This is a genomic window from Pseudomonas sp. W5-01, assembly GCF_046540435.1.
In the GTDB taxonomy this organism is placed as follows: domain Bacteria; phylum Pseudomonadota; class Gammaproteobacteria; order Pseudomonadales; family Pseudomonadaceae; genus Aquipseudomonas; species Aquipseudomonas graminis_B.
Genome location: NZ_JAXCIP010000001.1, coordinates 299309 through 324131, shown reverse-complemented (window position 1 = coordinate 324131; position 24823 = coordinate 299309). Strand labels below are relative to the sequence as shown.

General features: G+C 62.7%; 23 protein-coding genes. 13 read left to right on the top strand and 10 right to left on the bottom strand.

Features of this window, described 5'->3' with window-relative positions; genetic code table 11:
* Positions 1–4: 4 nt before the first annotated feature.
* The 4 genes from SLW75_RS01305 (at position 5) to SLW75_RS01290 (ending at position 4419) form a co-directional block, all read left to right on the top strand.
* On the top strand, positions 5–457 hold the full coding sequence (locus SLW75_RS01305; RefSeq protein WP_410933302.1) for a DUF2934 domain-containing protein: 453 nt from the start codon (positions 5–7) through the stop codon (positions 455–457).
* Between the two features lie 200 nt (positions 458–657).
* Positions 658–2844: a glycogen debranching protein GlgX gene (glgX, locus tag SLW75_RS01300; RefSeq protein ID WP_192135929.1), complete on the top strand. Its 2187-nt coding sequence runs from the start codon at positions 658–660 to the stop codon at positions 2842–2844.
* 685 nt (positions 2845–3529) lie between these two features.
* Positions 3530–3859: a hypothetical protein gene (locus tag SLW75_RS01295; protein WP_065987159.1), complete on the top strand. Its 330-nt coding sequence runs from the start codon at positions 3530–3532 to the stop codon at positions 3857–3859.
* Positions 3860–4113: 254 nt separating this feature from the next.
* Entirely contained in the window at positions 4114–4419 is a 306-nt protein-coding gene (locus tag SLW75_RS01290; protein WP_065987158.1) for a DUF6482 family protein, read from the top strand.
* A 225-nt stretch (positions 4420–4644) separates the two neighbouring features.
* On the opposite strand, the gene adhP is transcribed toward SLW75_RS01290, so the two are convergent.
* From adhP to SLW75_RS01270, 4 genes are read right to left on the bottom strand one after another with little or no spacing between them, the layout of a single operon-like run.
* Complete coding sequence (adhP, locus tag SLW75_RS01285) at positions 4645–5676, bottom strand: alcohol dehydrogenase AdhP (RefSeq protein WP_410933301.1); 1032 nt, start codon at positions 5674–5676, stop codon at positions 4645–4647.
* A 54-nt stretch (positions 5677–5730) separates the two neighbouring features.
* On the bottom strand, positions 5731–7914 hold the full coding sequence (locus tag SLW75_RS01280) for an ornithine decarboxylase (protein WP_410933300.1): 2184 nt from the start codon (positions 7912–7914) through the stop codon (positions 5731–5733).
* Positions 7915–7951: 37 nt separating this feature from the next.
* Positions 7952–10453, bottom strand: a complete 2502-nt coding sequence (locus tag SLW75_RS01275; RefSeq protein ID WP_410933299.1) for a phosphoketolase — start codon at positions 10451–10453, stop codon at positions 7952–7954.
* 59 nt (positions 10454–10512) lie between these two features.
* Positions 10513–11715 carry an acetate/propionate family kinase gene (locus SLW75_RS01270; protein WP_410933298.1) on the bottom strand — a complete coding sequence of 401 codons (1203 nt, stop codon included), beginning with the start codon at positions 11713–11715 and terminating at the stop codon, positions 10513–10515.
* 209 nt (positions 11716–11924) lie between these two features.
* Here SLW75_RS01270 and SLW75_RS01265 point away from each other — a divergent pair, with 209 nt between their 5' ends.
* The gene (locus tag SLW75_RS01265; RefSeq protein WP_410933297.1) at positions 11925–12674 is read left to right on the top strand and encodes a helix-turn-helix domain-containing protein; all 750 of its coding nucleotides are present in this window, start codon (positions 11925–11927) and stop codon (positions 12672–12674) included.
* A 14-nt stretch (positions 12675–12688) separates the two neighbouring features.
* Positions 12689–13120 carry a potassium channel family protein gene (locus SLW75_RS01260; RefSeq protein ID WP_065987152.1) on the top strand — a complete coding sequence of 144 codons (432 nt, stop codon included), beginning with the start codon at positions 12689–12691 and terminating at the stop codon, positions 13118–13120.
* 187 nt (positions 13121–13307) lie between these two features.
* On the opposite strand, the gene SLW75_RS01255 is transcribed toward SLW75_RS01260, so the two are convergent.
* The 4 genes from SLW75_RS01255 to SLW75_RS01240 all read right to left on the bottom strand — a co-directional run bounded on the left by SLW75_RS01255 (position 13308) and on the right by SLW75_RS01240 (position 16781).
* The gene (locus SLW75_RS01255; protein ID WP_065987149.1) at positions 13308–14093 is read right to left on the bottom strand and encodes a sulfite exporter TauE/SafE family protein; all 786 of its coding nucleotides are present in this window, start codon (positions 14091–14093) and stop codon (positions 13308–13310) included.
* Between the two features lie 146 nt (positions 14094–14239).
* The gene (locus SLW75_RS01250) at positions 14240–14743 is read right to left on the bottom strand and encodes a cupin domain-containing protein (protein WP_410933296.1); all 504 of its coding nucleotides are present in this window, start codon (positions 14741–14743) and stop codon (positions 14240–14242) included.
* A gap of 71 nt (positions 14744–14814) precedes the next feature.
* Positions 14815–15579, bottom strand: a complete 765-nt coding sequence (tam, locus tag SLW75_RS01245; protein WP_410933295.1) for a trans-aconitate 2-methyltransferase — start codon at positions 15577–15579, stop codon at positions 14815–14817.
* A 116-nt stretch (positions 15580–15695) separates the two neighbouring features.
* Entirely contained in the window at positions 15696–16781 is a 1086-nt protein-coding gene (locus SLW75_RS01240) for a glycoside hydrolase family 3 N-terminal domain-containing protein (RefSeq protein WP_410933294.1), read from the bottom strand.
* A gap of 300 nt (positions 16782–17081) precedes the next feature.
* Here SLW75_RS01240 and SLW75_RS01235 point away from each other — a divergent pair, with 300 nt between their 5' ends.
* The 4 genes from SLW75_RS01235 to SLW75_RS01220 all read left to right on the top strand — a co-directional run bounded on the left by SLW75_RS01235 (position 17082) and on the right by SLW75_RS01220 (position 20550).
* Positions 17082–17429 (top strand): hypothetical protein, encoded by a 348-nt coding sequence (locus SLW75_RS01235; RefSeq protein ID WP_065987139.1) that lies wholly within the window; start codon positions 17082–17084, stop codon positions 17427–17429.
* A 219-nt stretch (positions 17430–17648) separates the two neighbouring features.
* Positions 17649–18212 carry a type 1 glutamine amidotransferase domain-containing protein gene (locus tag SLW75_RS01230; RefSeq protein ID WP_410933293.1) on the top strand — a complete coding sequence of 188 codons (564 nt, stop codon included), beginning with the start codon at positions 17649–17651 and terminating at the stop codon, positions 18210–18212.
* Positions 18213–18422: 210 nt separating this feature from the next.
* Positions 18423–19088, top strand: a complete 666-nt coding sequence (locus SLW75_RS01225; RefSeq protein WP_410933292.1) for a glycosyltransferase — start codon at positions 18423–18425, stop codon at positions 19086–19088.
* 106 nt (positions 19089–19194) lie between these two features.
* Positions 19195–20550, top strand: coding sequence for an Nramp family divalent metal transporter (locus tag SLW75_RS01220; RefSeq protein ID WP_410933780.1), 1356 nt, complete (start codon positions 19195–19197; stop codon positions 20548–20550).
* 333 nt (positions 20551–20883) lie between these two features.
* On the opposite strand, the gene SLW75_RS01215 is transcribed toward SLW75_RS01220, so the two are convergent.
* Both SLW75_RS01215 and SLW75_RS01210 read right to left on the bottom strand, forming a co-directional pair.
* Positions 20884–21375 (bottom strand): copper chaperone PCu(A)C, encoded by a 492-nt coding sequence (locus SLW75_RS01215; protein WP_410933291.1) that lies wholly within the window; start codon positions 21373–21375, stop codon positions 20884–20886.
* Positions 21375–21983, bottom strand: a complete 609-nt coding sequence (locus SLW75_RS01210; RefSeq protein ID WP_065987131.1) for an SCO family protein — start codon at positions 21981–21983, stop codon at positions 21375–21377. Before SLW75_RS01210 ends, SLW75_RS01215 begins: the two co-directional genes overlap by 1 nt.
* 436 nt (positions 21984–22419) lie before the next feature.
* Here SLW75_RS01210 and SLW75_RS01205 point away from each other — a divergent pair, with 436 nt between their 5' ends.
* The 3 genes from SLW75_RS01205 to SLW75_RS01195 are packed head-to-tail and all read left to right on the top strand — an operon-like array spanning position 22420 to position 24820.
* Positions 22420–23466, top strand: coding sequence for an acyl-CoA dehydrogenase family protein (locus SLW75_RS01205; RefSeq protein WP_410933290.1), 1047 nt, complete (start codon positions 22420–22422; stop codon positions 23464–23466).
* Positions 23463–24224, top strand: a complete 762-nt coding sequence (locus SLW75_RS01200) for a PIG-L deacetylase family protein (RefSeq protein WP_065987128.1) — start codon at positions 23463–23465, stop codon at positions 24222–24224. Before SLW75_RS01205 ends, SLW75_RS01200 begins: the two co-directional genes overlap by 4 nt.
* On the top strand, positions 24221–24820 hold the full coding sequence (locus SLW75_RS01195) for a class I SAM-dependent methyltransferase (protein ID WP_192135900.1): 600 nt from the start codon (positions 24221–24223) through the stop codon (positions 24818–24820). Before SLW75_RS01200 ends, SLW75_RS01195 begins: the two co-directional genes overlap by 4 nt.
* Positions 24821–24823: the final 3 nt, after the last annotated feature.

Sequence of the window (24823 nt, the reverse complement as noted above, 5' to 3'; positions counted from 1 at the left end):
CGAGATGAGTGCCGACGATAAAAGAATCAGCGAGCTTGCCCACCAGATCTGGGAAACGGAAGGCAAGCCACATGGGCAAGACGCCCGCCACTGGGAAATGGCCAGCAAGTTGGCCGCCGCCGAGGCGAAGTCGCCTAGAAAACCGGCTGCTGCGAAGACGGCGAAGTCCAAGCTTGACGGCAAAGCGGAGCCCAAGGCTGCCGCCGCCAAACCCGCTGCTAAAGCTGCGGCCAAACCTGCTGCGAAGTCTGCATCCAAACCTGCAGACAAGCCGGCCAGTGCTGATGCAAAGGCAGACGCCAAGCCTGCACCGAAGCCAGCGGCAAAAGCGCCGGCCAAGCCTGCTGCCAAGCCAAAAGCTCCAGCAAGCGCTGCTGACGCTTCCGCCAAACCGGCCAAACCTGCCGCCAAGTCTTCTGCGAAGAAGCCCGCCGCAGCGAAGCCACCTACGCCCTGATTCCCAGGCGTAACGCGTCATCGTCGCAAAGCCAGTACCCCTGCCGCAGGGATCGTCGCAAAACGGTCGTGTCCCTGCGGTAGTTTTGATTCAGTCGCACCACCCTGTTGCACCCACCCTGTTGCATCGATGGCGCAGTCATGGACTGAGGCCACGGCTTTGTTCGCCTTCAGGAACTCATTCGAACGTCAGGAATACACATGAGCACGCAAGATAAGAACGCCGCTACACAGAATGAATCCGGCAACGCTGGCAGCCCCGAAGTCACGGCTTCGCGCATCCGTGAAGGCCTGCCCTTCCCGCTCGGCGCCAGCTGGGACGGCCTTGGCGTCAACTTCGCCATCTTTTCCGCCAACGCCACCAAGGTCGAGCTGTGCCTGTTCGACTCCGCCGGCGAAGTGGAGCTTGAGCGTATCGAGCTGCCGGAATACACCGACGAGATTTATCACGGTTACCTGCCCGACGCCCACCCGGGTCAGGTCTACGGTTACCGCGTCTACGGTCCGTACGATCCGAAGAACGGCCACCGTTTCAATCACAACAAACTGCTGATCGACCCGTACGCCAAGCAATTGGTCGGCGAGCTGAAGTGGTCCGAGGCACTGTTCGGTTACACCATCGGTCACCCGGACGACGACCTGAGCTTCGACGAGCGTGACAGCGCGCCCTTCGTGCCCAAGTGCAAGGTCATCGACCCTGCCTACACCTGGGGCCGCGAGCAGCGTGTCGACGTGCCGTGGGACAAGACGATTTTCTACGAGACCCACACCCGCGGTTTCACCATGCGTCACCCATCCGTGCCCGATGAAGTCAAAGGCACCTTCGCCGGCCTGATGGTCGATGACGTGATCAAGCACATCAAAGGTCTGGGCGTCACCTCGATCGAATTGCTGCCGATCCACGCCTTCGTCAACGACCAGCACTTGCTGGAAAAGGGCATGACCAACTACTGGGGTTACAACACCCTGGCGTTCTTCGCACCGGACCCGCGCTACCTGGCCCACGGCAAGATTTCCGAGTTCAAGGAAATGGTTGCGCACATGCACCATGCCAACCTGGAAGTGATTCTGGATGTGGTCTACAACCACACCGCTGAAGGCAACGAGCGCGGCCCGACCCTGTCCATGCGCGGCATCGACAACGCTTCCTACTACCGCCTGATGCCGGATGACAAGCGTTACTACATCAACGATTCCGGCACCGGCAACACCCTCGACCTGAGCCACCCGTGCGTTCTGCAGATGGTCACCGACTCGCTGCGTTACTGGGCGACCGAAATGCACGTCGACGGTTTCCGTTTCGACCTGGCTACCATCCTCGGCCGCTACCACGACGGTTTCAGCGAACGCCACAGCTTCCTCGTGGCCTGCCGCCAGGATCCGGTGCTGCGGTCGGTGAAACTGATCGCCGAGCCATGGGACTGCGGTCCAGGCGGCTACCAGGTCGGCAACTTCGCGCCGGGCTGGGCGGAGTGGAACGACAAATTCCGCGACAACATCCGTGCGTTCTGGAAAGGCGACGAAGGCCAGCTGGCAGACTTCGCCAACCGCATGACCGCGTCGGGCAACCTGTTCAACCAGCGTGGCCGCCGGCCGTACGCGTCGGTGAACTTCATCACCGCCCACGACGGCTTCACGCTGCACGACCTGGTGTCGTACAACGACAAGCACAACGAGGACAACGACGAGAACAACCAGGACGGCAGCAACGACAACCGTTCGTGGAACTGTGGCGTCGAAGGCCCGACCGACGATCCGGAAATCAACGCGCTGCGCCTGCGTCAGATGCGTAACTTCTTCTCGACGCTGCTGCTGGCTCAGGGCACACCGATGGTGGTCGCCGGTGACGAGTTCGCCCGCACCCAGCACGGCAACAACAACGCCTATTGCCAGGACAGCGAGATCGGCTGGGTCAACTGGGATCTGGACGAAGACGGCAAGGCCCTGCTGGCGTTCGTCAAGCGCCTGATCAAGCTGCGTCAGTCGTACCCGATCCTGCGTCGTAGCCGCTTCCTGGTAGGCGATTACAACGATGCACTGGGCGTCAAGGACGTGACCTGGCTGTCGCCAAGCGGCGAAGAGATGAGCATCGAGCAGTGGGAAGACCCAAATGGTCGCTGCCTGGGCATGCTGATGGATGGCCGCGCGCAGGAAACCGGTATCCGTCGTCGCGGCTCTGAAGCCACGCTGCTGTTGCTGGTCAACTCGCACCACGACGGCGTCAACTTCACGCTGCCGGAAGTGCCGGAAGGTCTCAACTGGACCAGCCTGATTGACACCAATCAGCCGGAGATCGATGGCAAGGATCAGTTCGAGTTCGGCAGCGAGTACACGGTCACACCGCGTTCGCTGTTGCTGTTTGAACTGCAAAAGGCTCCACAGGCGTAAGTACTCGCGTTTGGATTCATAGCGACACGCTTGCCCGCGACAGGGTCGGCCAGCTGGAAACAACGGCTGACTGACCCGGTCGCGGGCAAGTGTCGTTTCAGGCACCCAGTTTTGCGTTTTGCCTTCTGCGTTTTGCCTTCTGCGTTTTGCCCCTGCGCTGTGCCCCCCGGATTCATTGACTTTGTAGTCACGAATCGACCTTCGTGTTCTGAAACTACACATTTTGTAGTGCTCCAAAATAATCACTACAAAACCATTGACGAGGCCTTTTGCCGACTGCATAGTGCAGGCGTCTCCCCGATCGGGAGAGCTGGCAAAAGTATTCCGGGCCCGTTCGATACAGCCGTCGAACAACCTCTGGATGTGTGCTGCCCACAAGGCAGATTGATGAAGCCGAACCGGCAAGATCGACCCACCAGGCCGAGCGCCGGCGACACGTCCTCATGACACTTGTGGTCGACCACTCAGTCGCCAGTGTCCCCAAGGCGTGCGCCGTTTCTCCCCCGGGTCCGACCTTCCTCCTCTGCTCTCATCAATGCCCACACACGTGTGGCCCGGCACCGGCTCTGTGTACCGACGGACCCTGCTTGTCAGCGACCGGAAGGACTGCGAATCGACGGACGATTCGCCATTGCGTTTGAACTCACTCGATAGATTAACCAGTGGTCAAAAAGGGGTAACAACCATGAACCTGAACAACCAACCTACCATTGATCAATTGGCTCGACTGTTCGCCGCACGCAAGGATTCCCTTGATAGCCACATCCTCTGGGTGTGCGAGGAAGGCAACGTGCACATGGACGGCCTGGGTGCCTGCACCGAGGAAGAGCAATTCGAGAATCAGCACCCGCATATGCGTGCCCGGCTGAAGATGTACCGCAAAGGCCACGGCTATGTCGGCAAGAAGGCCGCCGCAGACAAGCAGTTCCTTGGCCAGGTGCTGGAAACCCTGAGCAGTGAATGGGGCGCCGTGCAGAAAGCGCCTGGCCTGCGCGTCATCGACAAGCTCTGCTGATTGCTGATGTCATGACTTCCGGCCGCTGCCTGCTGATGGTGTTGGCAGGTGGCGGCAGGTTTCCCGGTGCCGGCGCCCTCTCTTCTGTGCCGGCACTCTTCTGGAAAATCCCCGGCAACGCCTCCTCGTCCCCCTCCCCGTTTTTGCGTTGAACTTGGCACCGCCATCCCCTTCCAATACAGGCAGGCCGCTTCGACGGTTTCGCATCAATCCATGGAACAGACAACGCCCGCGGGCGACATTAAGGTGCCGTAATGGATCTGGACAAGCTCAGCAAACACGTCAAGGCCGGAGAAGTCACCGAGGTCAATCTGGTCTCGGTCGAAGGTGGCTCCTATGTCATTCATGCGCTCATGGACGGCAAGTCCAATGCGGTCACCAGCCCCGATGGCAAGGTGCTGCACGTGGCGTCGATCGACGAAGCGCGCAAATGCCTGTCGTCCACCCAGGAAGTGAAACTGTTTATCGTCCACCCGGTGGTCTACGACGAAATGGTCGGCCAGCCCCACACCACACCCGAAGCGCCACGCCAGCCGATTCCCTTTCACTCGGGTAATTGATCTAGCTGCGGGTGATGCTTGCGGGTTCTTGCTGGATGCATACGGTGCATGAGTAGGACCGGCTTCAGCCGGGAACAGTCCAGTGTGAGCATCCTCGATTTTGCGGCGTGCCCACTGACGCCTTCCCGGCTAAAGGCGGTCCTACGAGTCAGCGTCAACGCCAATCCCACTGACTGCATGCGATGCACCGTAGGACCGGCTTCAGCCGGGAAGAGGCCGGGTCGGTCACCCGCGAAAGTCGATCACGATCCTGGATTTCACTTCGCCGTCTTCAAGCTCCCTGAACACCTGATTGATCTCGGCCAACGGCCGCAGGTCGCTGTCGGCCTTGACCTTGCCTTCGGCGGCGAACGCCAGTGCTTCAGCCATGTCCTGCCGAGTGCCGACGAACGAGCCGCGCACGGTGATGCAGTTGGCGACCACCTCAAACAGCGACAGTGGAAACTCGCCCGGTGGCAGTCCTACCAGCACACACGTGCCACATTTGCGCGTCATGCCTACCCCTTGCTTGAAGGCCGCCAGCGAAGGCGCGGTGATCAGCACGCCATGGGCCCCGCCATCGGTGACGTCCCTGACGGCTTGCACCGGATCGCCGTGGCGGACATTCACCGCCGCGTCCGCGCCCAACTGAGTGGCATGGGCCAGTTTGCCGTCGTCGACGTCCACCGCACACACGCGCAGGCCCATGGCTTTGGCGTACTGCACGGCCAAGTGCCCTAGACCGCCAATCCCTGAAATCACGATCCACTGACCCGGTCTGACATCGGCCTCCTTGATGCCCTTGTAAGTCGTCACCCCGGCGCAGATGATCGGCGCGGCTTCGTGGGGCGCAAGCCCGGCGGGAATGCGTGCGACGTATTCAGGGTCAGCGAGGATGTATTCGGCGAACCCGCCATTGCGGGTGTAACCACCGAACTCGGCGCTGGCGCACACGGTTTCCCATGCGCTCAGGCAATACTCGCAGTGGCCGCAGGCTGAATACAGCCACGGCACACCCACGCGATCCCCCTCGCCCACGCGGGTCACGCCCGCGCCCAAGGCGACGACGATGCCGATGCCTTCATGGCCGGGAATGAATGGCAACGACGGCTTGATCGGCCAGTCGCCCATTGCCGCGTGCAAGTCGGTGTGACAAACCCCGCACGCTTCGGTCTTGATCAGAATCTGCCCGGGGCCTGGCGTGGGGATGTCCCACTCGCGGAGTACCAGCGGGCTGCCGAATGCTTCAACCACTGCCGCTTTCATTTTGCCTTTCATGGCGTCTTCCTCTGGTTGGGACCGGTTAAGTTCGGGGGACGGGAATCGCGGCGCTCACTGCTGGAGCACATGCCCGTAGGCACGGATGCGGCCGTCGTCTTCGGTGCGCAGGTACACACCCTGAAGCTCTGGATTGAAGCCCGGGAACTGGTTGATCGCGTCTTGCAGGGCGAGAAAATACGCCAGCACCGCGCCTTCCCAGACCTCGCCGGGCACCACGCACAAGACCCCCGGTGGATACGGCAATGCGCCTTCCGCTGCCACCCGGCCGCGGGCATCCTCCAGCGCAATCAGTTCGACCTTGCCCCGTACGAACGCCAGGTTGGCTTCACGGGGATCCATCGCCACCACGGGCATGCTCGCTTTGCGGAACATTGCCTTCTGCAGCTGCTTCACGTCGTGCCGGGCGTAGAGGGAATGCAGTTCCTGACACAGCTGGCGGATGCTGTAGTCGCGGTAGCGGACCTGATGGGCGTTGTAGAGCGCCGGCAGCACGTCGGCCAGGGGTGCGTCGTCTTTGATGAACCGCTCGAAGCGGCCGATTTGCGCCACCAGATGCTCCATCTTTGCCTTGCCTTCGGCCGGGGTCAGCAGAAACAGAATGGTGTTGAGGTCGTTCTTTTCAGGGACGATCTCGAACTGGCGCAGGAACGTCGCCAGCACGCCGGCATGGATGCCGAAGTCAGTGTATTGCCCGCTCACGGCATCAATTCCCGGGGTGGTGAACAACAGTTTGCACGGGTCGATGAAGTACTGGTTTTCCGTATACCCCTCGAACGCGTGCCAGCGTTCGTCCGGGTGAAAACGGAAAAACCGCAGGTCACGGGCAATCTCGTCCGTCGGATAGTCCTGCCAATAGCGACCGTCGATGGTCGGCGGCACAAAGGGTTTGATCAGCGTGCAATTGTCCATCATCAGCTTGCGCGCCTTGATGCCGGCCCGCACGCACTCGTCCCACAACCGATGGCCGCTGCGTCCGCTGTGCATGCGCGCGTTGACATCCAGACAGGCAAACAGCGGGTAGAAAGGGCTGGTCGAGGCCTGGGACATAAACGAATTGTTCAGGCGCAGGTGATTGCAGTAGCGCGCCTGCCCTTTGATGTGACGGTCCTTCTTGTGGATCTGCGAGGCCTGGGAAAACCCGGCCTGCTGCTTGTGGATGGACTGCGTGACGAAGATCCCCGGATCGTCAGGGCCCAGCTCCAGCAACAAGGGCGAGCAGTCCTTCATCATCGGGATGAATTGCTCGTACCCCAGCCACGCCGAATCGAACAGGATGTAATCGCACAAGTGGCCGATGCGATCGACGATCTGCCGCGCATTGCACACCGTGCCGTCGTAGGTGCCCAGCTGAATGATTGCGAGGCGGAACGGCCTCGCCTCATCGGCCTTGGCAGGTGCGACGAGGCTCAGTTGCTCACGCAAATAGCCTTCTTCAAAACAGTGCGAATCAATGCCGCCGATCAAGCCATAGGGGTTGCGTGCCGTTTCAAGGTACAGCGGCGTCGCACCGGCCTGAAACAGCGCGCTCTGATGAATGGATTTGTGGTTATTGCGGTCGAACAGCACCACATCGCCAGGGGTCAGCAACGCCTGGGTCACCACCTTGTTGGACGTCGAGGTGCCATTGAGAACGAAGTAGGTTTTGTCAGCGTTGTAGACCTTCGCCGCGCGTTTCTGCGCTTCAAGGGGCGCGCCCTCGTGAATCAGCAGGTCGCCCATTTCGATGTCGGCGTTGCAGCGATCCGCGCGAAACAACGTCTCCCCGAAGAAATCGAAGAACTGCCGGCCCGACGGATGTTTGCGAAAGAACTGCCCGCCCTGATGACCCGGACAGGCGAAGGTGGTGTTGCCCCGCTCGACATAGTGTTTGAGCGCGCCGAAAAACGGCGGCAGCAATGCCTCCTCGTACTGCGTGGCCGCCCGCTCGAGCTTGTGGCCGTAGAACCCGGCGTTGTCGACGCCGAGGTCGAACACGCCGCTGATTTGCAGCAGCACCTTTTCTACGTCGAGAATGGCTTCCCGGGTCAGCTCGTCGTCTTTGGCCACGGCAAAAAACACCGGTATGTCGAACCCGGACCGGCAGACATCGTCGACCCGACCCTCGCGCCAGTCCAGGGCGGTGAGAACGACCGCCGCGACATCGGTCAGGTCGGTCGCGCCAAACTCCACCACCTCGCGGGAGGTGTTGAAGCAACGGCGTGCCTCGGGGCTGGCGACGATTTTGAGTCTGTTCATGTGCTCGGCCTTCCGTTGCAGTTAAAAGGTTGATGGATCACGCGTCCGTGAAGGTCTGCCCGCGGACATGCCCCTTGGCCAATGGCGGCGGTGCGTCGGAGTCACTGAAATCATCCGTCCAGCGCCAGTTCCTGATCTCCGGCATGTCCTCGAAGTGCTCCCGAATCCAGGCATCGTGTTTGCGCAACTGGCTCTCGAAGAAGTGCACGGCGTCGAGGCTGTGGGCGCGCAGATGCGGGACGTGGCTCAAGGCGTCGATCGCCAGGTGATAACGGCTCATGCGGTTGAGCACCACCATGTCAAAAGGCGTGGTGGTGGTGCCTCGGTCGCTGAAGCCGCGCACATGAAAACGGGCTTCGTTGGCGCGGCCGTGGACCATCGAGTGAATGACCCAGGTCGAGCCATGAAAGGCGAACATCACCGGTGCGTCCCGGGTGAACAGCGCTTCGAACGAGGCGTGATCCATGCCATGGGGCCGATCCTCGGGGGCGCTCAAAATCCCGAGGTCGACCACGTTCACCAGCCTCACGCGGATGCCGGGCACATGCTTTTGCAGCAACCAGGCGGCCGCCACTGCCTCGGTGGTAGGCACATCCCCCGCACAACCGAGCACCACGTCCGGCGCCCCGTCATCGCTGCTGGCAAAGGACCAGATCGACGCGCCTTGGGAGCAGTGCCTGAGCGCCGCATCGAAGTCCAGCCACTGGAAATCCGGCTGCTTGCCACAGGTCACGACGTTCACGTAGTTGCGACTGCGCAGGCAGTGGTCAAAGACGTTGACCAGGCAGTTGGAGTCCGGCGGGTAGTACACGCGAACCACATCCGAACGACGCTGCAGCACGTTGTCGACGAACCCCGTGGACTGATGGCTGAAGCCATTGTGGTCGTTGCGCCAGGCGTGACTGCTGATCAGGATGTTGAGCGAGGCCAGCGGCCGGCGCCAGGCAAACTCACGGCTCTGCTGCAACCACTTGGCGTGTTGCGTGACCATGGAATCGACCACCTGCGCGAACGCTTCGTAGGTTGACCACATGCCGTGGCGTCCGGTGAGCAGGTACCCTTCGAGCCAGCCCTCGCACAGGTGCTCGCTCAGCACTTCCATCACACGCCCGTCGGAGGCCAGATGGTCGTCAATGTCCAGACACGGCCCGGCGGCCGTCCGGTTGCTCGCTTCGAACACCGCATTGAGCCGGTTGGAGCTGGTCTCGTCCGGCCCGAATACGCGGAAGTTGCGCGGGTTGTTGCGCATCACGTCGCGCAGGTACTCGCCCAGCTTGCGCGGCGCTTCGGCGATGACCTGCCCCGGGCCAGGCACCTCAAGCCCGTACTCGGCAAAGTTCGGCAGGTCCAGCGCCACCAGCATGCGGCCACCGTTCACGTAAGGGATCGCACCCATGCGCAGCGCCGGTGGCGGTGTCAGGGCTTGAAGTCCTGGCGCCAGGCGCCCCTGTTCATCGAACAGCATCTGGGGTTCGTAGCTGCGCATCCAGTCTTCCAGTTGCTGGAGGTGCTCGGGGTTGCCGATGACGTTGGCGAGGGGAACCTGATGGGCGCGGAACGTGCCCTCGACCGGCAGCCCGTCGACGACCTTGGGGCCGGTCCAGCCTTTGGGGCTGCGCAGAATAATCATGGGCCATCGCGCGCGTACGGTTCCGCCGCCCTCTCTGGCCGCGGCCTGGATCTCACAGATGATGTCGTCACAGCGATTGAGCGCGGCGGCGAAGCGCTGGTGCATGCCCGGCAGGTCATTGCCCGCGACGATAATCGGCTGATACCCCCGGCCTCGGTAAAGCTCGAGCAGATCGTCGTCGGCAAGCCGTGCCTCGACCGTCGGCCCGGAAATCTTGTAGCCGTTGAGATGCAGAATCGGCAGCACCGCACCATCACGGCGGGGGTCGAGGAAGTGCACGCTTTTCCAGCTGCCTTCCAGCGGACAGGTTTCAGCCTCACCGTCGCCAATCACACAGGCCACCAGCAATGAAGGGTTGTCGAACACCGCGCCAAAGGCATGCATCAGCGAATAGCCCAGCTCGCCACCTTCATGGAGCGAGTTGGGGGTGTGCGGCCCGCAGTGGCTGGGCACGCCGCCGGGGGTGGAGAAACTGCTAAAGAAGCGCAGCATGCCGGCTTCGTCTGCGGTGATGTCCGGGTGCACTTCGCTGTAGCTGCCTTCGAGCCAGGCACAGGCGTTCATGGTCGGACCGCCATGGCCGGGCCCGGAAATAAAGAGGGTTTCTGTGCGACGCTCGCTGATCAGCCGGTTCAGGTGCACGTAGATAAAGTTTTGCCCGACCGAGGTCCCCCAGTGCCCCAGCAGCCTGGGCTTGATGTGCTCGGCCAGCAGCGGTTCACGCAGCAGTGGGTTGGCCTTGAGATAGATCTGGCCGACGCACAGGTAATTCGCGGCGTTCCAGTAGTGGTGCAAGCGCGTGAGCAACTCGGGGGCCAGAGGGCCTGACGAGGTGTCGGGCTCCATCCAGGACCCGCGGCTGACGTGGGTTTCATCGACGCTGGAGAGTGACGGGTTGAAGCTGTACATGGCGACTCCACTGGGTGCGATACGCAAAAGGTGTGGCGCGCAAATGCGCACTGGTCGATTCAGGCGCCGCTGTGCAACAGCTTGAGGGCGTGGCGGGCGATAACAGCGTTTTCGTCGGTCGGGAGGGTCCAGGCGCAAACCTTGCTGTCGGGCAGCGACAGGCAGGCGCCTTGTGGCGTGTTGGGTGAGGACGAGTGCTGCAGGCCAAGCCATGCGCAGCCGTCAAGAATCGCGTTGCGAACCGGCGCCGAGTTTTCGCCGATGCCGCCGGTCAGGATCAGCGCATCGAGGCCGCCAAGGACCGCCGTCATGGCGCCGATCTCTCGCACGACGCTGCGCACGAATAACGCGATTGCTTGTGTTGCCGCTGGTGCGGTGCTGTCACCCAGTTCGCGCATATCGCTGGCGATACCACCGGAAACGCCCAATAAACCGCACTGGTGATAAAGCAGGTCTTCGAGGGCTTCGGCGTCCATGCCGCGCTCGCGCATCAGGTACAGCAACACGCCGGGGTCGAGCCGACCGGGACGCGTGCCCATCAACAAACCGTCCAGCGTGCTGAAGCCCATCGTCGTGGCCCGACTGACCCGGTTATGCAGGGCGCACAGGCTGGCCCCGTTGCCCAGGTGCGCCACAATCGTGCGGCCCTTCGCTGCGCGCTCATCGTATTCGGGAAGGACACCGGCAATGTATTCGTAGGACAGGCCGTGAAAACCGTAGCGACGCAGGCCCTGTTCGGTCATCGCGCGGGGTAGCCCGAATGAGGTCTCCAGCGGATCGAGGGTGTGGTGGAAGGCCGTGTCGAAGCAGGCATATTGGGCCAGGCCGCCGTGCTCGCGCGCCAGATAGTGAATCGGCGCCAGGCACCGCGGCTGATGCAGGGGCGCCATGGGAATGAGCGCCTGCAGCTCGCCCATGAGGGCCGGATCCACCCGGGCGCCCGTGAGCGTGCGATCGCCGCCGTGAACCACCCGATGGGCCGCCGCACAGAGGTGCCCTTCCGTGTGTTGCTCTATCCAGCCCATCATGTTCCGCAACGTGCCGCTATCCGCCGGGCCGTCGGTGCGTGGCCATTGCGCGTTTTGTCGGGTTCCGTCGGCGTGGCGGAAGATCAGGCGCTCGGTGTCCCGGTGTACCTCAAAAGTGCCGTGACCCAGGCAGGGGTCTTGCGCAGGGGCATCGGTGGCGTCGTAAAGGGAAAACTTGACGCTGGAAGAACCTACGTTCAGCACCAGCAGTGACGGGCGCGAATGATCAGTCATGGGGCAGCCTCATGAGCCTCCCATGATCGCGATGGGTTGGGCGGTGGCTGAAGTGAATCAACCGACCACCAGTGTGCGCGCCTGAAGTGGCCCGGTATTGATCTGGATCAAGAAGGTCGGAGTCAGCCCTCCCCGCTCATCCACCTCAACAATGGCCGCTGTCACTGTGCAGCGCAGGCGCCTATGCTGGGTCACTCAAGGAGATGCACATGAGCGCCCATCTGGCTGCCGTTCCCGGCTCGTTCCTCAACGCAGAGTGCGCGTTCTTCAACGTCGGCGAGCTCTGCCTGTCCCTTGGGATGAGCGTGCATGACACCGATCGCTTGTCCACCATCATCCCGCAACGGCTGAAGATCAAAAAAGGCGCGGTGCTGTACCGCGCCGGCGATCCCCTGTGCTCACTCTATGCGGTGCGCTCGGGCTATTTCAAAACGACCATTACGTCCCGGGATGGGCGTGAGCGGCTGATCGGGTTCCCCATGTCCGGAGAGCTGCTGGGCTGCGATGCGATCAGCAATGATCGTCATGAATGCGACGCCATGGCCCTGGAGGACAGCGAAGTCTGTCCCATCCACTTCAGTCAGCTGGAGCGGCTGGCGCGCGAGTTGCCTTCGCTGCAGCGCAACCTCAACCGGGCGCTCAGCCTGGAGATCGTGCGGGACCACGAGATGCTGCTGATGATGGGTCAGCTCAATGCCGAGGAGCGCATGGCCGCCTTTTTGCTCGATCTTTCCTGCCGCATGGCGAACCGGGGCTACTCCGGCACTGCCTTTGTGTTGCGCATGAGCCGGGAGGACATCGGCGGTTATCTGGGCATGCGCCTGGAGACGATCTGCCGCGCCATCGGCTCGCTGCGCAGTCAGGGAATCGTCAGTGTCTCGGGGCGCGCGGTGGAAATCCTCGACCTCGAACGGCTGCGCACCCTCATCACCGGCGGCGAAGGCCCCATGACGCTTTGATTGGGGAGAGCGCCATGTTTGCGGTCACGCTCATCAACATCGTGATCATCACCACAGCGGTGATGGTGCATTACGAATGCCTGATTCGCCTCAACCAGCTCATGCCGAGGCTAGGACTGCAGCACCGTTTCCGGGTGGTCATCGGCGTGCTGGGCGCGCTGGTCGCTCACGCGGTGGAGGTGTGGATCTTTGCCTTGGGCTACTACCTGATGAACCGGTCTGATTCATTGGGAAGTCTGACCGGAAACTTCGACGGCAGCTTCATGGATTCGGTCTACTTCTCGTTCACCACCTACACCACCATCGGCTTTGGCGACATCACGCCCAACGGACACCTGAAATACCTGACGGGGCTGGAGGCGTTGACGGGGCTGGTGCTGATTACATGGACCGCGTCGTTTCTGTTCATCGAGATGCAGCGTTATTGGGGCGCAGAGAAGGAGTGAGCTCAGGCGTGGGGGCGCCGGCCTGGCGTGCAGCGAGCACATACCCTGTGGCAGTGAGCGTGCTCACGAAGACGGCATCCCGGCCGCTGAAGGGCTGGCGGATGTTCCCAATCCTTCGCGAGCAAGGTCGAGCGCCAACCCGGTCGCGTCCACACGTGGCAGCGCAGCAGGTACGTCTACCCCGCGTTCAGAACGCCAACTTGTAGCCGATCGCCAACAGCATCAGCGCCAGACACGGACGCAGGACGGCGTCGGGGATGCGACCGGTCAGGTGGCTGCCGATGTAGATGCCCGGCAGCGAGCCCATCAGCAGGTAACCCAACATTGACCAATTCATGTTGCCCATGCTGGCGTGACCGATGCCGGCGATGAGGGTCAGGGGGACGGCGTGGGCGATTTCGGTGCCGACCAGGCGACGGGTCTCGAGGAAGGGATAAAGCAGAAACAGCGCCACAGTGCCGAGCGCGCCAGCGCCAATGGACGTGAGCGCGACCATGGTGCCAAGGATGACGCCGGTCAGCACCGTCAGCCCGTTCAGGTTTCGGGTGCTGAGGCGGTAGCGATCACCCGCGTGGCGCTGGGCGAATGCCAGCAGACGCTTCTTGAAAAAGATCGCCAGGGCGGTCAATAGCAGCACCACGCCCAGCGCCTGTTTGATCACCGAATTCATCGCGTCCGGCGCCGTGTGCAGGCTGCTCAAAAACCACAGCGTCAGGCCGGCAGCCGGCACGCTGCCCAGGGTCAGCCAGCCGGTAATGCCCCAGTCGATGTTGTCGTTCTTTTTATGAACCAGCACGCCACCGCTTTTGGTGATGGCGGCGTACAGCAGGTCGGTGCCCACCGCCGTGGCGGGGTTGATGCCGAACCACAGCAGGATCGGGGTCATCAGCGATCCACCGCCCACCCCCGTCATGCCGACGATAAAACCGACCACCAGCCCTGCGACGACGAAACCTGCGTTGCCAAAATCCATTGCTCTGCCTGACTGCACATTTGAAAGCCGGCGGGCAGAATAGCGATTTTTGCTCTAAGCACCGCTGCTTTTCTTATATCCAGCCTAGATCGAGACGTTCTATGGTTATAACCGAATGAATCATGGGCGAATTTCCGAACCGTGAATCAAGGCTCGCCTTCCCAGTAATCCAGCGTGGCATCAGGTCGCTGCACGGCGGCGAACGCGCGTGCCCCATTGAGGGTGACCATCGCCTGATACTTGCCGGAGTCCGGGTATTCGCACACTTCGGGCGTCTCCCGCGTGCTGATGGACAAATACTTCAGCGGCGCATCGGAGGTGTTGATGATCTGATGGGGGTACTCCGGACCGGGCGGGATGAAGATCACATCGCCGCTGCGGATCGGCAGCATTTCACCCGCAACGCGCAAGGTGCCCTCCCCGTCCAGAATGACGAACATCTCTTCCTGAGCGTAGTGAAAGTGATAAGGGCACGAGCGCTTGCCCGGCGCGACAATGTCCACCGACGCACCCAGCTTTTGCGCGGCGGTGTCGGTGCCCAGGCGGGCGGCGTGGCTTTCGTACAGCGGGTCGCGGCGCTCGTGCTGCAGCGGCACGTCGTTGAAATTGCGAATCAGGCGCGCGGCCAGTTCGGCGGGGTCGTTGCTCATGCTCACTCCATCAGAAAACGGGGGTATCGATCACGGCTTGCAACACAGGGGCTTAACGCGAGCCGCACGCTTTAACGTGTCGCCACGATGAACAGGCGCGGGAACGGCAACAGCACCGTGCCGTCGTCCTGCGCCGGGTAGGCCTGACTGATCGCCTGCAGGTACGCATCGAGAAACGCCTGCTGACCCGCTTCGTCCAGCTTTTGCAGATAGGGCCGCAGCGCCGAGCCTTTGAACCACTCGACCACCGCCCCATGCCCACCGGCAAGGGGATGGTGATACGTGGTGCGCCAGACATCGACCTCGGCGCAATGCGCCCTCAGCAGCTCGAAGTAATAGGCGGCGGGGTGTCGATCGGGGTGCTTGACGTCGCCGATCCTGTCGGCCCACTGCGCACTCGCGGCGATCTCCCGGGCCAGACGATGGGCCGGCTCCTCAAGGTTGTCCGGCGTCTGCACCGCCAGCACACCGCCTGGATTGAGCAGGCTGACCAGCCGTGGATACAGCGACGCGTGGTCAGGCACCCATTGCAGCGAGGCGTTGGCGAGGATTACGTCGTAGGTGTGCGCCGGATTCCAGTTGCCGATGTCCGCCCGCTCGAATGCGATGTCCGGCAGCCGCTGACGGGCGTCGCGGAGCATGTCGTCGGAACTGTCGAGCCCGGTCACCGTGGCCTCCGGAAAGCGCTCGGCCAGCACTTCGGTTGAGTTGCCGGGACCGCAGCCGAGGTCGACGGCGGTGCGCGCCGAGGTCAGGGGAATGGCGGCGACGAGGTCGCGTACCGGTCGGGTGCGTTGCTGCTCGAACAGGGAGTACTGCGTGGCGGACCAGCTCATCGGGCTTTCCTTCTGAGTGTACGGAGTGGCCGAGAGTAGAACGCCCGCGCCGGGAGCACAAACGGGGTGAGGGGCAAGCGATAAGCTGCAAGTGGTTGGCAGCGAGCAGCGGCTGTTCAGATCATGACGCGTCGGGTGAGATGACCGCCTGAGACCGGGTAGGAGACGTACAGGCCTGAATCCACCTGGGCTCGGGAGGCGTGGGCTTGGGCGCGAACTGTGTGCGCGGCTGCAAGCAGGGTTTGCGCATCCAGCCCCCCGTTGATTACTGCATCGACGATGGCGCGCGAGATGTCATCAAGCCCCGCTTCCGCCGAGACGAGCAACAGGTGCGCGCCGGCGTTCAGCGCCGCTACGGCGGTGTCGGCGATGCTGTTGCCGCGCAGGATAGAAACGGCGTCGAGATCGTCGGACACGATCAGTCCTTCGAACCCCAGTGCATCGCGCAGCAGGCCGATCACCGACGCCGAGGTGCTGGCCGACCGGTGCGGGTCCAGCGCCGGGAACACGGCCGGCCCGGGCATGATCGCGCCGACGTCTGCCGCAATCACCTGCCGGAACACGTCCAGCCCGTCGCTGAGGGCAGCGGCGTCATCAGGGACGAAAGCCCGCTCCACCGCCGGGTCCTGCTCGACCTGGTAGTGACCGGGAAAATGCTTGGCCGTGGCAATCACGCCCGCGCGTTGCACACCGCGGATGAAGGCGCAGGCAATGCGCGCCACCTCAGCAGGGTCGGCGCCGAGGTGGCGCTGGTGCAGCCAGGGATTCGCCCCGGTGACCACGTCAACAATCGGCGCCAGGAACAGATTGACGCCCATGACCCGGGCCGAGCTGGCCATTTCATAGCAGCGCGACTCGATGTCTCTTGTACTCATGTGGGTCAGTTCGGCGGAAGCCGGCATACCGGGCACCAGACCGTGCAGGCGCTGGATGCCGCCCAGTTCCTGATCGACGGCGATCAGCACCGGCGCCGCCGCACACACCGCCGCCTCCCTGGCGATCGCGGAAAATTGCCCGTCGGTTTCTTCCCGGCGACGCTCGAAGCTCATGCTGCGCGCCAGGTATTCGTCGCGGGTCTCCCCCAGCAGCACCGACACGCCGCCGGCGTGCAGATGCCGGCGCACGGGTTCATCCAGCGCGAGTCCGGCGATCGCCGGCATCAAGACTGACCGTGCAGCCCGTTGCAGTTCATCGTGTGACATGTGCTCTCCGTCGATCAGGCACTAACGAACGAGCTCACGTTTTCTTAATGCTCGTTCCCGCTCACTCTATTCATAGAACGAGCAACATGCAAACATAACGAGCACAAAGCAGCGCACGGCTGAGTGAAGCCACTCATCAGAATGAATGACCCGCTGGCTCGACGGCGTCTGGGCAACGGAGGCTTGAGCAGGGGGTAAAAAATTTCAGGGCGTGCGCTTTTCATTTGCACGGTTGCTGGTCAACATAGGCGCCCATCGACCCTGCCGAATGGGTTCCGTTTTCTTATTCAGGATGAATTGATGCGCCGTTTATTTCCGTACTCGTTACTGGGTTGCACCCTGGCCGCGGTGCTGGCGGGTTGCAGTTCAACGCCGAACAACCCGTCGTTCAATTTCGACACCGCCAAGACGCCGTCTGACTACGCCAAGTGCATCTACCCCAAGTGGCAGCAGATCAAGCCCGGCACGACCATGACCGAGAGCAAGGGTCACTACAAACTGCTGATCTCCGGCAAGATCGCCTCCGATGAAATCCTCGAGGTCTACAAAGGCAATCCCAACACCCGGGTCTTCCTGTATCAGCGCGCGCCGTTGTCGTCGGCTTTCGGCCGCAATGCCCTGGAAACCGCAGTCCGCGATTGCCTGTGATGATGGAGGGGATCGTGGTGCGCCGTTTCGTCGCACGGCACTGCTCGCCGCACCCGAGATCCGGGTGCGCGGCCTGAAATACTGATAACCGCCCCGGTACCCTTCAGTGCAATCGGGCTGAACTTTTGCTTTTGCGCCTTCCTCTGAACGTGACACCGCTTGCAAATGGCAAGCGCCGTTTTCAACTTCAGCACTTATATTTCAGAGGAAAGCGAAAGCATGAGCAATCAACTGAACGGCAAGAAGGTTTTGATCATCACGTCCAACACCGGCATCGAGCGCGACGAGCTGCTAAAGCCGCTGGAAGCGTTGAAGGGTCAAGGTGCTGCGGTCACCCACGCCTCGATTGAAGGCGGCACTGCGCAACTGTTCTTGAACGACACTGACAAAGACGCCGTCGTCACCTCCGACGCCAAGCTGGCCGGCTTGTCTGCTGCTGACTTCGATGCGCTGGTCATTCCTGGCGGCACGGTCAACGCCGACACCCTGCGCCAGGACAGCGATGCACAGAAGCTGGTCAAAGCGTTCGCCGACGCCGGCAAGACCGTCGCGTCGATTTGCCACGGCCCTTGGCTGCTGATCGATGCCGGCGTGATCGAAGGCAAAACCCTGACCTCCTACCCAAGCGTGCGCACTGACTTGGTCAATGCTGGCGCGGCCAACTGGGTCGATGCCGAGGTCAAGGAATGCCCGGCCAATGGCTGGACCCTGATCACTTCCCGCACACCTGACGATCTGCCGGCGTTCAACGAGGCCATCGCCAATGCGCTGCTGGCGGGCTGAAGCCAGATGGGCAGGCTGTAAAGTCTCGCCGCACGTAGAGCCATCGACGCCGCTGATCAGCGGCGTCGCTGCGTCTGGGACATGCCCTAACCCCGTGATAAGCGAGGCGATGGTCCTGCTAAACGAAAATACTTGAAACCAAATTTCCATCACTTCGGTCGACATCGAAGGACGCCGCGATCAGCGCAGGTGCCGCGACGAGACACTTCGATGATTGGAATCATTGTCCCCGCACACAACGAAGAAGACTTCCTGGACGACTGCATCAAGTCCCTGATCGCTGCTTCTGTCCACGAAGACCTCCACGGCGAGTCCGTGGAAATCCTCATCATGCTGGATGACTGCTCCGATGCCTCGGCCCGCGTCGCGGCCGCACACGGCATCACCACCCACGTGTGCACCTACCGCAATGTCGGCATGACCCGCGCAGAAGGCGCACGGCTGATGCTCGAACGCGGCGCCCGCTGGCTGGCGTTCACCGATGCCGACAGCGTCGTGCCCTACGCCTGGCTGGCGCATCAGGTCAGCCTGGAGGTGGACGCGGTGTGCGGCATCGTCGAGGTCGACGACTGGTCCGGGCATCCCGAGCATGTGCGCCAGCGCTATGATTCGCTGTACCGGCCAGTGGATGACCATCGGCACATCCACGGCGCGAACCTGGGCGTCAGCGCGAGTGCCTATCAGCGGGCCGGCGGCTTCAAGGCGCTGGCCGCCCACGAAGACGTGCACCTGGTCGCCGATCTGCAACGCATCGGCGCGTCGATCGCGTGGATTTCCGCGAACAGCGTCACCACCAGCGCACGAAAAGACTACCGGTGCAAAGAAGGCTTTGGGGATTATCTAAACTCACTGGCAGCGACGTCGCTGTCCAGCTGAGTCCCTCCGTCGGGCAGCACCACGGCGGGCCTGCGGGCAGACGGTAACCACGCGCTGACACCGGGCGGCAGGGCCAGCGTTCCGCGCCTTTCCGACCCCTCTGATCATTCAATATTCAACGCCGGGACTTTCCATGCCGCCCATCGATCACCCTGCCCGCTCCGGCGACGACATGCTCGGCGGGGGCATGCCCAGCGCCAGTGTCGCGGTGCCCAAGACCGGCAACTGGTTCAAGCGGCTCCTCGCGTTCACCGGCCCCGGCTATATGGTCGCCGTGGGCTACATGGACCCGGGCAACTGGGCCACCGACATCGCCGGCGGGTCGAAATTTGGCTACCTGCTGCTGTCGGTCATTCTCCTGTCGAACCTGATGGCCATCGTCCTGCAAGCGCTGTCGGCACGGCTGGGCATCGTCACCGGATGGGACCTGGCGCGGGCCTGCCGCGAACGGTGCAGCCGACCGGTGTGCATCGGGCTGTGGATTGCCTGCGAGATCGCGATCATCGCCTGCGATCTGGCCGAGGTGATCGGCACTGCCATCGCGCTGAACCTGTTGTTCGGCATTCCGCTGATCTGGGGCGCGGTGATCTCGGCCGTCGACGTGTTTCTGATTTTTCTGCTGATGGGCCGCGGGTTCCGCGCGCTTGAGGCGTTCGTGATCGCGCTGCTGCTGGTCATCTTCGGCTGCTTCGCGATCCAGATGGTGCTGGCCCAGCCTGATCTGGCGGAGCTGTTTGCCGGCTTCATCCCCAAGGCCGAGGTGGTGACCAATCCCGAGGCGCTGTACCTGGCGATCGGCATCATTGGCGCCACGGTGATGCCGCACAACCTGTACCTGCACTCCTCCATCGTGCAGACCCGCGCCTACCCGCGCACGGATGAGGGCCGACGCATCGGCCTGCGATGGGCGGTGACCGACAGCACCATCGCGCTGACGCTGGCGCTGTTCGTCAATGCGGCGATTCTGATCACCGCGGCGACGGTGTTTCACAAGGCCGGCAAAACGGACGTGGTGGAAATCGAGCAGGCCTACCATTTGCTTTCGCCGATGCTGGGGGTGGGCATGGCGTCGATGCTGTTCGGTGTGGCGTTGCTGGCGTCGGGGATCAATTCCACCGTCACGGCGACCTTGGCCGGGCAAATCGTCATGGAGGGTTTTCTACGCCTGCGCCTGCCCGGCTGGATCCGTCGCCTGCTGACGCGGGGGCTGGCGATCATTCCGGTGATTGTGGTGACGAGTATTTACGGCGCCCAGGGCACCGCCAAATTGCTGGTGCTGAGTCAGGTCATCCTGTCGATGCAACTGCCCTTCGCCATCGTGCCACTGGTGCGCTTCGTGTCCGACCGCAAGCTGATGGGCGATTTCGTGACCGGGCCGATCCTGACCGCCCTGGCCTGGGCCATCGTGCTGTTGATCATCGTGCTGAACGGGGTGTTGCTGGTGGGGGCGTTCGGGGATTGATTCCTGTCCGCCAAGACAGCGCATTTAATTTGTGTGATCGGCTTTACCTTGGGATACGTCGGGTTGAACGACATCACTTCTGCGGTGTGGCTGCCGGCGCTTTCCCGGCTGAAGCCGGTCCTACGAAGGTACGTGGTGCCTTTGTGGGACTGGTTTTAGCAGGTCCCACAGTGAATACGCGGTGCCTTTGTGGGACTGGCTTTAGCCGGGAAGACGTCGGTTTGAACGACACCACTTCTCCGGTGTGCTCCCGACCTGAACACCATCAATTCTGCGGTATGGCCGCCGGCGCTTTCCCGGGTGAAGCCGGTCCTACCGGATACGCGATCCCACTTAATGGGTCATGCCGTGATCATGGCTCATGTCCATCGCGGAGCGGGCCGGGGCGCTTACGTTCAGCACTTCTGTCTCGCCTTTGGCGTTTTTCACGGTCAGGGTCAGCGGGACCTGATCGCCCTCTTTGATCTGGCCGTTCAGGCCCATGAGCATTACGTGGTAGCCATCCGGGTCCAGCGCCACGGTCTTGCCTGCCGGCAGCGGCACGGCGTCGACCGGGCCCATGCGCATGACATCGTTGGTCATGCTCATCTCGTGGATCTGCACGTCTTTGGCCACTGGCGAGGTGACGCTGAGCAGCGTGCTGTCGGTGTCCGCGGTGATGCGCATGAAGGCACCGGATGAAGGCTGCCCGGCCACCGTCGCACGCACCCACGGATCCTCAACCCGCGTCTGGGCAACCGCACTCAGACTGACCCCGGCCAACAGGGCGACCCCCAACGTGCGCGAAACCAACGAGCGCGAGACAGCAGCAAACACAGTATTCATCAGCAGACTTCCATGACAGTGAGCAGGTCTTCCGCGCATTGCTTGGCGGAAAGCGAGGGTGACAGCCCCAGGCGCAGGTTGCCCCGGGAGTCGAAAACGAAGCTGGTGGCGGTGTGGGACATGGTGTAGGTGTTGCCCGCCGGGACCTTTTCGTAGAACACGCCGAATTCTTTGGCGACGTGGGCGGTTTCTTCCAGCGTGCCGCGCAGGGCGACGAACGTCGGATCAAACTGTTTGACGTAGGCGTCGAGGACCTGCGGCGTGTCGCGCTCGGGGTCGACGGTGATGAAGATCACCTGCAGCGTCTTGCCGTCCTCGCCCATCATCTTTCTGATCTGCGCAGCACGGGCCAGCGCGGTCGGGCACACCGCCGGGCATTGGGTGAAACCAAAAAACACCATCGGCATCAACCCACGATAACTCGACAGGGTTTTGACCTCACCGTCGGTGTCGGTCAGCTTGAACGTGCGGCCCATGATCTTGTTGCTCAGATCTTTGCCGTACTTGAAATCCAGCGCAGTGGTCGAACCGTCACAGCCGGCCAGCAGGCCCAGCCCCAACAGGCCCATGCCGGTGACCACCTGACGGCGGGTCAGAAACTCATTCATCTGGCGAACTCTCGAAAGCAGCGGCTGGCGCCAACGCCAACCCTTTTTTCGTCCACCTCGCGGCACCGCAGGCGTTATTGGCAGCCGCACTGCAGCGGCGAGGGACGAAGCGAAAAAAAACAGGTGCCCGACAGTGTCGCGCAAAACCGGGCCGAATGCGTTACAAGCGGATTTTACCGACACCCCTCGACGGCGCTGCATGCCTTGACGCCCATGGGTTGAGAAACGCTCGCTGCGACAAAACCGCGCACCCGTTCACAAAACAGGGATCAGCGCGCTGGCGAAGCCGCCCGGCCGAACGCACGTGGCCCGGCTGGCCGAAGAAATGTTTGAACCCCTCCCCGCCTGCGCTGCCGAATTTCATCAGCAGGCCGCGCAACGGGCCAGGCAAACAGCCCGCGCAACTCGCGTCGGCGTCAACGGGACGGAGACAGTCATGCGGGACGATGCACAAGGACTTGAATCACTGCTGGCGGATTTCGCCCACCGTCACAACCCCCACGTGCCGGACGCACCCCTGCGTCACGCCATGCAACGCTGCCTCGACAGCGGGCTCGATCAATTGCCGTTGCCCGGCAGCGGTCGCACCCTCGAACGCTGGCGCCAATTGGCGACGGTGGCGGGCGTCGATCTGGCGCTGCTCAAACTCTACGAAGGCCACACCGACGCCCTCGCCATTCTTCATGAATTGAGCGCTGATGAACTTAATTCAGCGCCTTTCGATGCACCCGGCATCTGGGGCGTATGGGCCGCTGAACCGCCCGACGCCAGGGTAGGCGTCAGCCAACGCCATGGCGACAAGGTGCGCCTCCACGGCCGCAAGGCCTGGTGCTCTGGCGCACAACAGCTGGATTACGCCCTGCTCACCGCATGGGCCAGCGATGAAACGCCGCAGCTGGTAGCCGTTGATTTGAAGCAGTCCGGCGTGCGCTTCAACAGCGACACCTGGCAGGCCGTAGGCATGGCGGGCACCGCCAGCGGCGACGTGCACTTCGACGGCGCTGTCGGCATTTGCGTGGGCAACAGTGGCGACTACCTTTCCCGGCCAGGATTCTGGCAAGGCGGCGCCGGTATCGCCGCGGCCTGGTATGGCGCGGCGGTAGCGCTGGCGAAGACCTTGCGCGCGCACCGACACAACGGACGGCCGGAACCCCATGCTGACGCTCACCTGGGCAGCGTTGATGCGGCGCTGTGCGGCGCGGCGGCCGCCCTGCGCGAATGCGCCTCATGGATCGACGCACATCCGCAGCACGACGCGAGCCTGCCGGTGCAGCGCCTGCGGGCCCAGGTCGAGCTGGCGGTCGAACAGGTTTGCCGGCACGTCGGGCGGGCGCTGGGCGCAACGCCATTCTGCCGCGATCCGCACTTTGCCCGGCTGGCCGCCGACCTGCAGGTGTTTATCCGACAAAGCCACGCCGAACGCGACCTGGCGCATCTGGGCCAGCGAGTCGCCACGGGCGAAAACGAGGATTGGTCACTATGAATGAAGCGCAGCCTTTCGGCGTCACCGGCACCCCGTTGAGCGCCTGGCAGAACAGCGTGGCGTTGCGCAGTGTGCGCCCGATCACCCTGGAAGAACTGATTCCACCTGGCGCGCGCCTGATCGTGCTCGCGCCGCATCCCGACGACGAAGTACTGACCTGCGGCGGCGTGCTCGCGGCGATGGCCCAACGGCAGCACGATGTGCAACTGGTGGCTGTCACCGACGGCGAAGGCAGTCATCCGCACTCTCCGCTGTGGCCGGTACAGCGCCTGCGAACCGAGCGGCGCCGGGAAAGCGAACAGGCCGTCGCGCACCTGGGCCTCGACGTGTCGAGGCTGTCCTGGCAACGGCTCGGCATGGGCGATGGTCAAGTTGCCGGGCATGCCGAGTCGTTGATTGCCCTGCTCAGCGAAGACCTGCGTCCCTCGGATGTGTTGTTGACCACCTGGCGCCACGACGGCCACTGCGACCACGAAGCCGTCGGCCATTGCGCGGCCCAGGCGGTGGCCAACAGTGGCGCGACGCTGGTGGAGATGCCGGTGTGGGCCTGGCATTGGGCTGAACCGAACGACCCGCGCATCCCTTGGGAACAGGCCCGTAAATTCTGGCTCAGCGAGGAGCAACTGCGGCGCAAGCGCGAGGCCATCGGGGCGCATTTGAGCCAGCTGGAAAACGACCCGAGCACCGGCGCTCCTCCGGTGTTGACCCCTCAGACGCTTGAGCGTCTGCTGCAACCCTTCGAACTGGTGTTTCTGTGAGCATGACAGGTGAGTATTTTGAGACATTGTTCGCCAACAGCGACGACCCCTGGGCCTTCCGTACGCGCTGGTACGAACACCGCAAACGCGACCTGACCCTCGCCGCTCTGCCGCGCCAGCGCTATGGGCGCATCTTCGAGCCGGGATGCGCCAATGGCGAACTGAGCCTGCGCCTGGCCGAACGCTGCGACGCGCTGCTGTGCATGGACCTCAGCCCCCGGGCCGTCACTCTGGCCCGAGACCGCTTGAGCGAACATGCCCATGTTCAGGTGCTGGAAGGCTGTTTGCCCCAGGACTGGCCGGCGGGAGAATTCGATCTGGTGGTGATCAGCGAATGGGCCTATTACCTGACGCCGGATGCCTTCGGCGAGATCATCGAGCGCATTCGCGAAAGCCTGACGCCGGAGGGTGCGGTGCTGGCATGCCACTGGCTGCACCCCATCGAAGGCTGCCCGATGGAGGGCCGCGAGGTGCACCAGGTCCTGGCGCGGCACCTGGCCATGGAACGCACGCTGCATCACGCCGAGCGGGATTTCCTGCTGGAAATGTGGAGCAAGGACTCAGGCGGGATCGACCTCAACGAGGCCGTTCGCTGATCG